Below are 14014 nucleotides of genomic sequence, written 5' to 3'. Positions count from 1 at the left end.
GCTCTTTCTGAATAAGAAAGAACCACTTAGTAAAAAAGGGCGTCTAATAGACGTCCTTTTTATACGTTGCAAAATTCAGACGTTGCAAAATTAAGAACCTATCTCATCAATCATTTGTATAATTATTGGTGAGATAGGCTCTGAAACAACGAATTGATAACTGTGCGGGCTACTTTGCGCAGTTATATGAGATTTATTAAGGTTTTGCTCGGAAGATATGGTATATTTTACTGCTGCCACAAAAAGAAAGTCACTTTCTTGATTGGTGTAGTTAAAAAATTTACTGGGCATGCTGAAATTCCTGCAAAATGGAATAGCACTTGTGAAATGGGTAGCACTTGTAAAGTGATAGTACTGACGTACACGTAGTACTTGCGAAATAAAATGTTACTGCAACTTGTTATTTTTGCAGAACGAATAACGCTAATTACCTCCATTAACAAGGCTAATTACTTTTTAGATCGCAGGTGATGCTATTGATATCCCTATCAAATTTTTGCAGGCTTAGTTTGTAGTAATTGAGGGATATGTTGGCATATTCTATTGGTTTGGCTTGGTTGGCTTACCTTTGTAAACAAGCAAGCTTTGTACATACTTCATGGTAACAGGTTGAATTATGAGTGCGAATAGCGAAGCTCAAGGAAGTGGACGCAGTGCAGACATCTTCAAGTGGATCATTGTCTGTGCCTTATTAATAATTGCTATTGTTGGTAATTATTACTTCCGTCAATATAATCTCGCGCTGCGTGCTTTTGCAGTTGTGGCTGTTGTCGCTATTGCAGGTGCTGTCGCTTTATGGACCACAAAAGGTAAAGCAACACTGGCGTTTGCACGCGAAGCTCGCGTCGAGATGAGAAAAGTCATTTGGCCTACTCGCCAGGAAACATTACAAACTACTTTAATTGTTGCTGCAGTAACGGCTGTAATGTCATTAATACTGTGGGGACTAGATGGTATCCTGGTGCGTTTAGTTTCATTTATTACAAGCCTGAGGTTATTCTAAATGTCCGATTCACCTAAAAAGCGCTGGTATGTCATTCAGGCATTCTCTGGTTTTGAAGGTCGCGTAGCACAATCTTTACGTGAACATATCAAATTACATGCTATGGAAGATTCTTTTGGCGAAGTTATGGTTCCAACAGAAGAAGTTGTTGAAATCCGTAGCGGTCAGCGCCGTAAGAGTGAACGTAAATTCTTCCCAGGCTATGTCTTAGTCCAAATGGTCATGAATGATGACTCTTGGCACTTAGTGCGTAGTGTACCGCGTGTAATGGGGTTCATTGGCGGGACGTCAGATCGTCCAGCGCCAATTAGCGATAAAGAAGTTGATGCTATCATGAACCGCTTACAACAAGTTGGTGATAAACCACGTCCGAAAACACTGTTTGAACCGGGTGAAATGGTTCGTGTTAGCGAAGGTCCGTTTGCTGACTTTAACGGTGTGGTTGAAGAAATTGATTATGAAAAGAGCCGCTTGAAAGTCTCTGTTTCTATCTTCGGTCGTGCAACTCCAGTCGAATTGGATTTTGGTCAGGTAGAAAAAGCCTAATCTAAACGACAAAACTGACTTGCAAAAGGCGTGAAATTTGACTACAATTTCGCGCCTTTTGTTTTTATGTTCGGCGCAAATTAATGTGCGGGGCATGTTTAATGTAACGGGGAGCCTTGCAAACCGTAAGGCGCTATCACCCATCTAGAGGAAATATCATGGCTAAGAAAGTTCAAGCCTACGTTAAGCTGCAAGTTGCAGCTGGTATGGCGAACCCAAGTCCACCGGTTGGTCCAGCACTGGGTCAACAAGGTGTTAACATCATGGAATTCTGTAAAGCGTTCAACGCAAAAACAGACAGCCTGGAAAAAGGTTTACCAATTCCTGTTGTTATTACTGTTTACGCAGACCGCTCTTTCACTTTTGTTACCAAAACTCCACCTGCAGCAGTTCTGCTGAAAAAAGCAGCTGGCGTTAAGTCTGGTTCAGGTAAGCCGAACAAAGACAAAGTTGGTAAAGTGACCTCTGCTCAGATTCGCGAAATCGCTGAAACTAAAGCTGCGGACATGACTGGTGCTGATGTTGACGCAATGATGCGTTCAATTGAAGGTACTGCTCGTTCCATGGGCCTGGTAGTGGAGGACTAAGACAATGGCTAAACTGACTAAGCGCATGCGCAATATCCGTGAAAAAGTTGATGCAACTAAACAGTATGACATCAATGAAGCCGTTGCACTGCTGAAAGAATTAGCAACTGCTAAATTCGTAGAAAGCGTTGACGTAGCTATCAACCTGGGCATCGATGCTCGTAAATCTGACCAAAACGTTCGTGGTGCAACTGTGCTGCCACACGGTACTGGCCGTTCAGTTCGCGTTGCTGTGTTCGCACAAGGCGCAAACGCTGAAGCTGCTAAAGCTGCAGGTGCTGAACTGGTAGGTATGGAAGATCTGGCTGATAAAATCAAAGCTGGTGAAATGGACTTTGACGTTGTTATTGCTTCTCCAGATGCAATGCGCGTTGTTGGCCAATTAGGTCAAGTTTTAGGCCCACGTGGTCTGATGCCAAACCCGAAAGTTGGTACTGTAACTCCAAACGTTGCTGAAGCAGTTAACAATGCTAAAGCAGGTCAGGTTCGTTACCGTAATGACAAAAACGGAATCATCCACACCACTATCGGTAAAGTTGATTTCGACGCTAACAAACTGAAAGAAAACTTAGAAGCACTGCTGATCGCGCTGAAAAAAGCAAAACCAGCTTCTGCTAAAGGTGTTTTCATCAAGAAAGTTAGCCTGTCCACCACTATGGGTGCAGGTGTTGCTGTTGACCAAGCTGGTCTGTCAGCGACAGTTTAATTGCTATAGCTTCGGCTAATTGGTAATTAGGCTTTACCTTTGCGTCAAATTTGTATAAAATTTGACGCCTTGAGTTTGTTGGGTACACAAAATGTATCCAACAAACCACGAATTTCGGTATGGAGTCTGGCCTTTCCAGACCCCGTCCAAGACCGCAGGTGTGGTTTATTAGTTATAATAGCTACTTAATTTACCTGCGTAGACGGTGACAGAGATACCTAGAATTTAATTCTGGATTCTATTCTGCTCACCGTGTTTTAGCGCTCTTACATAATGTTGTGTTTGAGTGATGTGAGTCCCGGGTTTTCCCGGTTAATCCAGGAGCAAGAAGCTAATGGCACTAAATCTTCAAGACAAACAAGCGATTGTTGCTGAAGTCAGCGAAGTAGCCAAAGGCGCGCTTTCTGCAGTTGTTGCTGATTCACGCGGCGTAACTGTAGCAAAAATGACTGAACTGCGTAAAGCAGGTCGCGAAGCAGGCGTTTATATCCGTGTTGTTCGTAACACACTGATCCGTCGTGCTGTTGAAGGTACTTCTTACGATGTACTGAAAGACGTGTTTGTCGGTCCAACCTTAATTGCTTTCTCTAACGAACACCCGGGCGCTGGCGCTCGTCTGTTCAAAGAGTTCGCGAAAGCGAATCCAGCATTTGAGATTAAAGCTGCGGCCTTTGAAGGTGAGTTAATCCAAGCGAAAGATATCGATCGTCTGGCAACTCTCCCAACTTACGATGAAGCAATCGCACGCCTGATGTCAACCATGAAAGAAGCCGCTGCCGGCAAATTGGTTCGTACTCTGGCTGCTCTGCGCGATCAGAAAGAAGCTGCATAAGCCCTTTCCTTCGTTGCTTTTTAACGTATAAACTATTTCTGAATTTTAGGAACACTTGTTATGTCTATCACTAAAGACCAAATCCTTGATGCAGTTGCAGAAATGTCTGTAATGGACGTTGTTGAACTGATTACTATGATGGAAGAAAAATTCGGCGTTTCTGCTGCTGCAGCTGTTGCTGTTGCTGCGGGCCCAGCTGAAGCTGCTGAAGAAAAAACTGAATTCGACGTTGTACTGTCAGCTGTTGGCGGTAACAAAGTTGCAGTTATCAAAGCAGTTCGTGGCGCAACCGGTCTTGGCCTGAAAGAAGCTAAAGATATGGTAGAGTCTGCTCCAGCGACCATCAAAGAAGGCGCGAGCAAAGACGAAGCTGAAGCTCTGAAAAAATCTCTTGAAGAAGCAGGCGCTTCTGTTGAACTTAAATAAGTTCAATTGCAAGAACGCAGCCTAATCTAATTAGGCTGACGGCTGGTGATTTTTTAATCACCAGCCTTTTTGCGCTGTAAAGCGTGATGGGTGTTAACAGCTTTTCACGCAGTTTTAATGTTAACAACAACCCTCCAATACTTCTTTCTATTGACGACTTAATATACTGTGTTCTTCGCTACGACCCGCTCGGGTAGCTCGGTAGCAATGGCAACGCAATGAAATGATTTAAGAGTAATAGCAATGAGTATTAAGGAAAGTATTCATTTTCCGTTTCTTATAAAAAAACGCGTTGCGGTTCAGTCTCTTATACTAAGAGCTAACCACTTGGGTCACTGATCAACGAGCTGAGGAAACCTATGGTTTACTCCTATACCGAGAAAAAACGTATCCGTAAGGACTTTGGTAAGCGTCCACAAGTTTTGGACATACCTTATCTCCTTTCTATCCAACTTGACTCGTTCCAGAAGTTTATCGAGCAAGATCCAGATGGCCAGAATGGGCTGGAAGCAGCTTTCCGTTCTGTGTTTCCAATTCAGAGCTACAGCGGTAATGCTGAATTACAATATGTCAGCTATCGTTTAGGCGAGCCTGTTTTTGATGTTAAAGAATGTCAAATTCGCGGTGTAACTTACTCTGCACCTTTACGTGTGAAATTGCGTCTCATCGTTTATGAGCGTGAAGCACCGGAAGGAACTGTTAAAGACATCAAAGAACAAGAAGTCTACATGGGTGAAATTCCACTCATGACTGAAAACGGAACTTTCGTTATCAACGGTACTGAGCGTGTTATCGTTTCTCAGTTACACCGTAGTCCTGGTGTATTCTTCGACAGCGATAAAGGTAAAACACACTCTTCAGGTAAAGTGCTATATAACGCACGTATTATCCCTTACCGTGGTTCATGGCTTGATTTCGAATTTGACCCGAAAGATAACCTGTTTGTACGTATTGACCGTCGCCGTAAATTACCTGCGACCATTATTCTGCGTGCAATGGATTACAATACCGAAGAAATCTTAAATCTGTTCTTCGAAAAAACTGTATTCCAAATCCGTGATAATAAACTGATGATGACGCTGGTTCCTGAGCGTTTACGTGGTGAGACAGCTTCATTTGATATCGAAGCGAACGGTAAAGTCTATGTAGAAAAAGGCCGCCGTATCACTGCACGTCACATTCGTCAGTTAGAAAAAGAAGAAGTGAATAGCATCGAAGTTCCTGTTGAATATATCGCAGGTAAAGTCGTTGCTAGAGACTATATTGATGAAAGTACTGGTGAGCTGATTTGTGCAGCGAACATGGAACTTTCTTTAGATATGTTGGCACGTCTGAGCCAGTCTGGTCATAAAACAATCGAAACATTGTTTACCAATGACTTAGACCACGGTGCTTACATTTCTGAAACCGTTCGTGTCGACCCAACTAACGATCGTCTGAGTGCATTGGTAGAAATCTACCGCATGATGCGTCCTGGTGAGCCGCCAACCCGTGAAGCCGCTGAAAACCTGTTCGATAACTTATTCTTCTCTGAAGATCGTTACGACTTGTCTGCAGTAGGTCGCATGAAGTTCAACCGTTCACTGAACCGCGAAGAAATCGAAGGTTCAGGTATCCTGAGTGAAGAAGACATCATTGATGTTATGCGTAAACTCATCGATATCCGTAATGGTAAAGGCGAAGTGGATGATATCGACCACTTAGGTAACCGTCGTATTCGTTCCGTTGGTGAAATGGCAGAGAACCAATTCCGTGTCGGTCTGGTTCGTGTTGAGCGTGCAGTGAAAGAGCGTCTTTCTCTGGGCGACCTCGATGCATTAATGCCACAAGATATGATCAACGCGAAACCAATTTCAGCCGCAGTTAAAGAGTTCTTTGGTTCCAGCCAGCTGTCCCAATTTATGGACCAGAACAACCCGCTGTCTGAAATTACGCACAAGCGTCGTATCTCTGCGTTAGGCCCAGGTGGTCTGACTCGTGAGCGTGCGGGCTTCGAAGTACGTGACGTTCACCCAACTCACTACGGTCGCGTTTGTCCAATCGAAACGCCTGAAGGTCCAAACATCGGTCTGATCAACTCATTATCTGTTTATGCACAGACCAATGAGTACGGTTTCTTAGAAACCCCATACCGTTTAGTCCGCGATGGCTTAGTAACAGACGAAATCCATTATTTGTCTGCAATTGAAGAAGGTAACTTCATCATTGCTCAGGCGAATACCGTTTTAGGTGATGATGGTAGCTTTGTTGAAGAACTGATTACTTGCCGTAACAAAGGTGAATCAAGCTTATTCAGCCGTGAACAGGTTGAATATATGGACGTTTCGACTCAACAGGTTGTTTCTGTTGGTGCGTCACTGATCCCATTCCTTGAACACGATGACGCCAACCGTGCATTGATGGGTGCGAACATGCAACGTCAAGCGGTTCCTACTTTACGTGCCGACAAACCATTAGTTGGTACAGGTATGGAACGTGCAGTAGCGGTTGACTCTGGTGTTACTGCTGTTGCAAGACGTGGTGGTTCGGTTCAGTACGTTGATGCTTCTCGTATCGTTATCAAAGTTAACGAAGATGAGATGTACCCAGGCGAAGCTGGAATCGATATTTATAACCTGACTAAATATACCCGTTCTAACCAGAACACCTGTATTAGCCAGATGCCTTGTGTATCTTTAGGTGAACCTGTTGAACGTGGTGACGTGTTAGCGGATGGTCCTTCAACAGACCTCGGCGAATTAGCACTTGGTCAAAACATGCGCGTGGCATTCATGCCATGGAATGGTTATAACTTCGAAGACTCCATCTTAGTTTCTGAGCGTGTTGTTCAAGAAGACCGTTTTACAACTATTCATATTCAAGAGCTCTCTTGTGTGTCTCGTGACACTAAATTAGGGCCTGAAGAAATCACTGCAGATATTCCAAACGTCGGTGAAGCTGCTCTGTCTAAACTTGACGAATCCGGTATCGTGTATATTGGTGCGGAAGTGAAAGGCGGCGACATTCTGGTTGGTAAAGTAACACCTAAAGGTGAAACTCAACTGACTCCAGAAGAGAAACTGTTACGTGCTATCTTCGGTGAAAAAGCATCAGACGTTAAAGACTCTTCTTTACGTGTTCCTAACGGTGTATCTGGTACGGTTATTGATGTACAAGTATTTACCCGTGACGGTGTAGAGAAAGACAAACGTGCATTAGAGATCGAAGAAACTCAGTTACGTGATGCGAAGAAAGACTTAACAGAAGAGCTGCGTATTTTCGAAGCTGGCCTGTTTGCACGTATCCGTTCTGTACTGGTTAACGGCGGAATTGAAGCTGAAAAACTGGACAAACTGCCTCGCGACCGTTGGTTAGAGTTATCTTTAGCAGACGAAGAGAAGCAAAACCAGTTAGAGCAATTAGCTGAACAGTATGACGAACTGAAATCTGAGTTCGAGAAAAAACTCGATGCAAAACGTCGTAAAATTACTCAAGGTGATGACTTAGCACCGGGTGTACTGAAAATTGTTAAGGTTTATCTGGCTGTTAAACGTCAGATCCAACCGGGTGATAAAATGGCGGGTCGCCATGGTAACAAAGGTGTTATCTCAAAAATCAACCCAGTTGAAGACATGCCTTACGATGAAAACGGTAACCCAGTTGATATCGTTCTGAACCCGCTGGGCGTACCATCACGTATGAACATCGGTCAGATTTTGGAAACCCACTTAGGGATGGCAGCGAAAGGTATTGGTGAGAAAATCAATGCTATGCTTAAACAGCAAGAAGAAGTTGCCAAACTGCGTGAGTTTATCCAAAAAGCATACGATTTAGGTGATGATCCACGCCAGAAAGTTGATTTGAACACTTTCACTGACGAAGAAGTTATGCGTTTGGCTGAGAACCTGAAAAAAGGTATGCCAATTGCAACACCAGTATTTGATGGTGCGAAAGAGAAAGAAATCAAAGAACTGCTGAAACTGGGCGGTCTGCCGACTTCAGGTCAGATTACATTATTCGATGGTCGTACTGGCGAGCGTTTTGAGCGTCAAGTTACTGTCGGCTACATGTACATGCTGAAACTGAACCACTTGGTTGACGATAAGATGCATGCCCGTTCAACAGGTTCTTACAGCTTGGTTACTCAGCAACCGCTGGGTGGTAAAGCGCAGTTCGGTGGTCAGCGTTTCGGGGAGATGGAAGTGTGGGCACTGGAAGCATACGGTGCAGCCTATACTCTTCAAGAAATGCTTACAGTTAAATCGGATGACGTTAACGGCCGTACGAAGATGTATAAAAACATCGTCGATGGTAGCCATCAGATGGAACCTGGTATGCCGGAATCTTTCAACGTATTGCTGAAAGAAATCCGTTCACTGGGTATCAACATCGAGCTGGAAGACGAGTAATTCGTTTTATGCCGGAAAGCTTGCTTTCCGGCACATGTAAGCACTGGGATTTGGGGAGAGTGTCTTTGAATACTCACCTGACAGGTCTAACTCCGACAGGAGCATTTTGTGAAAGACTTAATAAAGTTTCTGAAAGCGCAAACCAAGACCGAAGAGTTTGATGCTATCAAGATTGCTCTGGCATCACCTGATATGATCCGTTCATGGTCATTCGGTGAAGTTAAAAAGCCAGAAACCATTAACTACCGTACGTTCAAACCTGAGCGTGACGGTCTTTTCTGTGCGCGTATTTTCGGGCCAGTAAAAGACTATGAATGTCTGTGCGGTAAGTACAAACGTTTAAAACACCGCGGTGTGATTTGTGAGAAGTGTGGCGTAGAAGTTACACAGACCAAAGTCCGTCGTGAGCGCATGGGTCACATTGAACTTGCATCTCCGACTGCACACATTTGGTTCTTAAAATCACTGCCATCCCGTATCGGTTTGCTGCTTGATATGCCACTGCGTGATATCGAACGCGTTCTGTACTTTGAATCATATGTGGTTGTTGAAGGCGGTATGACTAGCCTTGAGCGTGCACAGATTCTGACAGAAGAGCAATATTTAGATGCGTTGGAAGAGTTCGGTGACGAATTTGATGCGAAAATGGGTGCGGAAGCAATCCAAGGCCTGCTGAAAAACCTCGATCTTGAGAACGAGTGTGAAACGCTGCGTGAAGAGTTAAACGAAACTAATTCTGAGACTAAGCGTAAGAAGCTGACTAAGCGTATCAAACTGCTGGAAGCATTTATTCAATCTGGTAACAAACCAGAGTGGATGATCTTAAACGTATTACCAGTATTACCACCGGATCTGCGTCCATTAGTTCCACTGGATGGTGGTCGTTTCGCAACATCAGATCTGAACGATCTGTATCGTCGCGTAATCAACCGTAATAACCGTCTGAAACGTCTTCTGGATCTGGCTGCGCCAGACATCATCGTACGTAACGAAAAACGTATGCTGCAAGAAGCGGTTGACGCCCTGTTAGATAACGGTCGTCGTGGTCGCGCAATCACTGGTTCTAACAAACGTCCTCTGAAATCTTTGGCCGATATGATCAAAGGTAAACAAGGTCGTTTCCGTCAGAACTTACTTGGTAAGCGTGTTGACTACTCAGGTCGTTCTGTTATCACCGTAGGTCCATACCTGCGCCTGCATCAGTGCGGTCTGCCGAAGAAAATGGCTCTTGAGTTATTCAAACCATTTATCTATGGCAAATTAGAATTACGTGGTCTGGCTACAACCATTAAAGCTGCGAAGAAAATGGTTGAGCGCGAAGAAGCGGTTGTTTGGGATATCTTGGATGAAGTCATCCGTGAACACCCAGTCATGTTGAACCGTGCACCAACACTTCACCGTCTGGGTATCCAAGCTTTCGAACCTATTCTTATCGAAGGTAAAGCTATCCAATTGCACCCACTCGTTTGTGCGGCATATAACGCCGACTTCGATGGAGACCAAATGGCGGTACACGTTCCTCTGACTCTGGAAGCTCAGTTAGAAGCACGTGCGTTGATGATGTCGACTAACAACATCCTGTCACCTGCAAGTGGTGAGCCGATCATCGTTCCTTCTCAGGACGTTGTATTGGGTCTTTACTACATGACACGTGACTGCGTAAACGCGAAAGGCGAGGGCATGGTATTAGCCGGTCCTAAAGAAGCTGAGCGTGTTTACCGTTCAGGTCATGCGTCACTGCATGCCCGCGTTAAAGTCCGTATCACTGAAGAAGTAAAAGATTCGGAAGGTAACATTACAATCAACACTGGTTTAGTTGACACTACTGTTGGTCGTGCAATTTTATGGATGATCGTACCGAAAGGTCTGCCTTATGCTCTGGTAAACCAAGCGTTAGGTAAGAAAGCTATCTCCAAAATGCTGAACACCTGTTACCGTGTTCTGGGCCTGAAGCCTACTGTTATTTTTGCTGACCAAATCATGTATACCGGTTTTGCCTATGCGGCACGTTCTGGTGCATCAGTTGGTATCGACGATATGGTTATTCCAGAGAAAAAAGCTGGGATCATCGCCGAAGCAGAAGCCGAAGTTGCAGAAATTCAGGAACAGTTCCAGTCTGGTCTGGTTACAGCAGGCGAACGTTACAACAAAGTTATCGATATCTGGGCAGCAGCAAACGAACGTGTTGCTAAAGCGATGATGGAAAACTTGTCGACTGAAGCGGTTATTAACCGTGATGGCGTCGAAGAACAACAAGTTTCTTTCAACAGTATCTTTATGATGGCCGACTCCGGTGCTCGTGGTTCTGCAGCTCAGATTCGTCAGCTAGCAGGTATGCGTGGTCTGATGGCTAAGCCAGATGGCTCCATCATCGAAACACCAATCACGGCAAACTTCCGTGAAGGTCTGAACGTTCTCCAGTACTTTATTTCTACGCACGGTGCGCGTAAAGGTCTTGCCGATACCGCATTGAAAACAGCGAACTCCGGTTATCTGACTCGTCGTTTAGTTGACGTTGCACAGGACTTGGTTGTGACTGAAGACGACTGTGGAACTCACGAAGGTATCCTGATGACTCCGGTTATCGAGGGTGGCGACGTTAAAGAACCACTGCGTGAGCGTGTATTGGGTCGTGTGACTGCAGAAGATATCCTGATCCCAGGAACGGCAGACATTCTGGTTCCACGTAATACATTACTGCACGAAAAACTGTGTGACCTGTTAGAAGCTAACTCAGTCGACAGCGTTAAAGTTCGTTCAGTTGTAAGTTGTGAAACTGACTTCGGTGTGTGTGCTCACTGTTATGGTCGTGACCTTGCTCGTGGTCATATCATCAATAAAGGTGAAGCTATCGGGGTTATCGCGGCACAGTCAATCGGTGAGCCGGGTACACAGTTAACGATGCGTACGTTCCACATCGGGGGTGCGGCATCTCGTGCGGCGGCAGAATCTAGCATTCAAGTCCGTAACACAGGTACCCTGAAACTGGTTAACGCTAAATTCGTTACGAACTCAGAAGGCAAACTGGTTATTACTTCACGTAATACAGAACTGCGTCTGATTGATGAATTCGGTCGTACGAAAGAAAGCTATAAAGTCCCTTACGGTGCGCACTTGACGAAAGGCGATGGCGATGCAGTAACGGGCGGTGAAACTGTTGCGAACTGGGATCCACATACAATGCCAGTTGTCAGTGAAGTATCGGGTATTATCAGCTTCTCTGACATGCTTGATGGCCAAACAATGACGCGTCAGACTGACGAATTAACCGGTCTGTCTTCAATCGTTGTTCTGGATACTGCGGAACGTACCAGTGGTGGTAAAGACCTGCGTCCTGCACTACGTGTTATTGACGCAAATGGTAACGATGTTCTTATTCCTAACACGGACATGCCTGCTCAGTACTTCTTACCGGGTAAAGCAATTGTTCAGTTAGATGATGGCATCGCAATCAACGTCGGTGATACCTTAGCGCGTATTCCACAAGAATCTGTGGGTACTAAAGATATCACGGGTGGTCTACCACGCGTAGCTGACTTGTTCGAAGCACGTCGTCCGAAAGAGCCTGCAATCTTGGCTGAAATCAGCGGTATTATCTCGTTTGGTAAAGAAACCAAAGGGAAACGTCGTCTGGTTATCACACCATTAGATGGTAGCGATCCGTACGAAGAGATGATCCCTAAATGGCGTCAACTCAACGTGTTCGAAGGTGAGATCGTTGAACGCGGTGACGTGGTTTCCGATGGTCCAGAATCTCCACACGATATTCTGCGTCTGCGTGGTGTCCATGCTGTTACGCGTTATATCACTAACGAGGTTCAGGAAGTTTACCGCTTACAAGGCGTTAAGATTAACGATAAACACATTGAAGTTATCGTTCGTCAGATGCTGCGTAAAGTGACTATCGCGGATGCAGGAAGTTCTGAATTCCTCGAAGGTGAACAAGTCGAGTACTCACGTGTTAAAGTTTCTAACCGTAAACTGGAACAAGAAGGCAAAATTCCAGCGAACTTTGCTCGTGACCTGTTGGGTATTACTAAGGCATCTCTGGCAACAGAATCCTTTATCTCAGCAGCATCGTTCCAAGAAACGACACGCGTACTGACTGAAGCCGCAGTTGCGGGTAAACGTGACGAATTACGTGGTCTGAAAGAAAACGTAATTGTTGGACGCCTGATCCCAGCAGGTACTGGTTTTGCGTATCACCAAGACCGTATCCGCCGCCGTCATCTGAACGACGTTGTGGATGCACCACAAGTCAGTGCAGACGAAGCAACAGCAAACTTAGCTGAGCTGTTAAATGCAGGTTTTAGCAGTGACAACCAGAACTAATTTCTGATTTCACTGTAAAACGCCTGACAAAAGCCAGTGCCGAAAGGTACTGGCTTTTTTTATGTCTTAGGTTTATCTGAATATGTAACGCGTATTTCTATTTTTAAAATATATCCAGCAGTAAAAAAAATGAATAATAAATTGCTTGGCTAAAAATAAACGGTAATAAAAATTATTTTTAAATTATTTAATAGGAATATGCGATGGATAAAAAAAAGACAAATGAACAGGTTGATGTGAATCAAGCTAATCTCTCGGCTTATCATGGAATATTATCAGACTCATTAGGGGCCATAAATACATCTCAGATAGTGACGGGAAACGGGCAAATTGCATTAGATTTAGTTGTTGTTATTGATACTAGTGGCTCAATGTCTGATGAGGCAGGGGATTTAAGTAAACAGATTGATGCGACGATTGAGGCGGCATCAGCAAAGTGTCCATCTCACCTTCGGGCGACATTTTTAGGTATCGAAGGGACTTGGGCAAATACGAAGTTTGATCAATCTGCCAGTGAATATTTAATTAAGATCGGTGCGAACGAAAGGGATCTACAAGCAAGATTGCCGTTTAAAGAATCCGATGGACGAGATCATGCTGGAAATAAAGAAGATTTATGTCGCGCGGTTATTGATATTAGTAAACATTTTGATTGGCGTGATGATGCGCGTAGGGCTATTTTTGTGTTGGGTGATGAAGGGATGGAAGGTGGCGGCGGAATTCTTACTCGTGCTGCGATTGCAAAAAATAATGAAGCCATATCTGTCGCTCAAGAAAGAGGAATTAAGGTGTATACCTACCAAGGTACACCGGATGATAGCCCAACAAATCTAGATCGTTTTCCGACTCTTGCTGATAGAGATAACGTGACGAGGGAGTATGAACGACTAGCCAAAGAAACCGACGGACGTGCGTACATTTACACCACAGGGATTGCAAATTTCTCGTTGGTTTTACAGGAAATATTATGTGATAGCTTAATACCACCAGCCAAACCAGATCGAAGGCTTTCAGAGTGTGATTCTGTCTGTGAAAACTTGCCACTCATTATAAATACTGTGAATACATTGTCTGATATTATAAAAAAGACCATAGATTCTTGCTGCCCTGATCCCAAGCATGATGACCACTCAGATTGTCAGTGTAAACATTAGAATTGGTTAGCTAGAAAAAGTAAAAGCGGGAATATTTCCC

Annotated in this window: 10 protein-coding genes; 9 read left to right on the top strand and 1 reads right to left on the bottom strand. The window is 44.4% G+C overall.

Annotated features, from left to right (window positions below; all coding sequences use genetic code 11):
• Nucleotides 1–90: 90 nt before the first annotated feature.
• Entirely contained in the window at nucleotides 91–291 is a 201-nt protein-coding gene (locus tag PR834_RS19785) for a hypothetical protein (protein WP_036958857.1), read from the bottom strand.
• A 325-nt stretch (nucleotides 292–616) separates the two neighbouring features.
• Between PR834_RS19785 and secE the strand changes: the two genes are divergently transcribed.
• The 9 genes from secE to PR834_RS19740 all read left to right on the top strand — a co-directional run bounded on the left by secE (nucleotide 617) and on the right by PR834_RS19740 (nucleotide 13974).
• A complete protein-coding gene (secE, locus tag PR834_RS19780) occupies nucleotides 617–1003 on the top strand; it encodes a preprotein translocase subunit SecE (protein WP_004264377.1) in 387 nt (128 codons plus the stop codon).
• Nucleotides 1004–1549, top strand: coding sequence for a transcription termination/antitermination protein NusG (nusG, locus tag PR834_RS19775; protein ID WP_004264378.1), 546 nt, complete (start codon nucleotides 1004–1006; stop codon nucleotides 1547–1549).
• Nucleotides 1550–1707: 158 nt separating this feature from the next.
• Nucleotides 1708–2136 (top strand): 50S ribosomal protein L11, encoded by a 429-nt coding sequence (rplK, locus tag PR834_RS19770; protein ID WP_004264379.1) that lies wholly within the window; start codon nucleotides 1708–1710, stop codon nucleotides 2134–2136.
• Between the two features lie 4 nt (nucleotides 2137–2140).
• Nucleotides 2141–2842, top strand: a complete 702-nt coding sequence (rplA, locus tag PR834_RS19765) for a 50S ribosomal protein L1 (protein WP_004264380.1) — start codon at nucleotides 2141–2143, stop codon at nucleotides 2840–2842.
• A 334-nt stretch (nucleotides 2843–3176) separates the two neighbouring features.
• Nucleotides 3177–3674, top strand: coding sequence for a 50S ribosomal protein L10 (gene rplJ / locus PR834_RS19760; RefSeq protein ID WP_004264381.1), 498 nt, complete (start codon nucleotides 3177–3179; stop codon nucleotides 3672–3674).
• Nucleotides 3675–3734: 60 nt separating this feature from the next.
• Entirely contained in the window at nucleotides 3735–4100 is a 366-nt protein-coding gene (gene rplL, locus PR834_RS19755; RefSeq protein ID WP_004264384.1) for a 50S ribosomal protein L7/L12, read from the top strand.
• Nucleotides 4101–4459: 359 nt separating this feature from the next.
• A complete protein-coding gene (gene rpoB, locus PR834_RS19750) occupies nucleotides 4460–8488 on the top strand; it encodes a DNA-directed RNA polymerase subunit beta (protein WP_004264386.1) in 4029 nt (1342 codons plus the stop codon).
• A 108-nt stretch (nucleotides 8489–8596) separates the two neighbouring features.
• Entirely contained in the window at nucleotides 8597–12820 is a 4224-nt protein-coding gene (rpoC, locus tag PR834_RS19745; protein ID WP_004264390.1) for a DNA-directed RNA polymerase subunit beta', read from the top strand.
• A gap of 203 nt (nucleotides 12821–13023) precedes the next feature.
• Nucleotides 13024–13974, top strand: coding sequence for a hypothetical protein (locus PR834_RS19740; protein ID WP_004264394.1), 951 nt, complete (start codon nucleotides 13024–13026; stop codon nucleotides 13972–13974).
• The last annotated feature ends 40 nt before the right edge of the window (nucleotides 13975–14014 follow it).

Origin of the sequence: Providencia sp. PROV182, assembly GCF_028480325.1 — a bacterium.
Classification (GTDB): Bacteria; Pseudomonadota; Gammaproteobacteria; order Enterobacterales; family Enterobacteriaceae; genus Providencia; species Providencia hangzhouensis.
Note: the sequence above shows the minus strand (reverse complement) of the source record. Positions and strands in the feature narration are given on the sequence as shown.

Excerpts from the sequence above, each read along its gene's own strand:
- PR834_RS19785 (WP_036958857.1), bottom strand. The coding sequence starts at position 291 with ATGCCCAGTAAATTTTTTAACTACACCAATCAAGAAAGTGACTTTCTT.
- secE (WP_004264377.1), top strand. The coding sequence starts at position 617 with ATGAGTGCGAATAGCGAAGCTCAAGGAAGTGGACGCAGTGCAGACATC.
- nusG (WP_004264378.1), top strand. The coding sequence starts at position 1,004 with ATGTCCGATTCACCTAAAAAGCGCTGGTATGTCATTCAGGCATTCTCT.
- rplK (WP_004264379.1), top strand. The coding sequence starts at position 1,708 with ATGGCTAAGAAAGTTCAAGCCTACGTTAAGCTGCAAGTTGCAGCTGGT.
- rplA (WP_004264380.1), top strand. The coding sequence starts at position 2,141 with ATGGCTAAACTGACTAAGCGCATGCGCAATATCCGTGAAAAAGTTGAT.
- rplJ (WP_004264381.1), top strand. The coding sequence starts at position 3,177 with ATGGCACTAAATCTTCAAGACAAACAAGCGATTGTTGCTGAAGTCAGC.
- rplL (WP_004264384.1), top strand. The coding sequence starts at position 3,735 with ATGTCTATCACTAAAGACCAAATCCTTGATGCAGTTGCAGAAATGTCT.
- rpoB (WP_004264386.1), top strand. The coding sequence starts at position 4,460 with ATGGTTTACTCCTATACCGAGAAAAAACGTATCCGTAAGGACTTTGGT.
- PR834_RS19740 (WP_004264394.1), top strand. The coding sequence starts at position 13,024 with ATGGATAAAAAAAAGACAAATGAACAGGTTGATGTGAATCAAGCTAAT.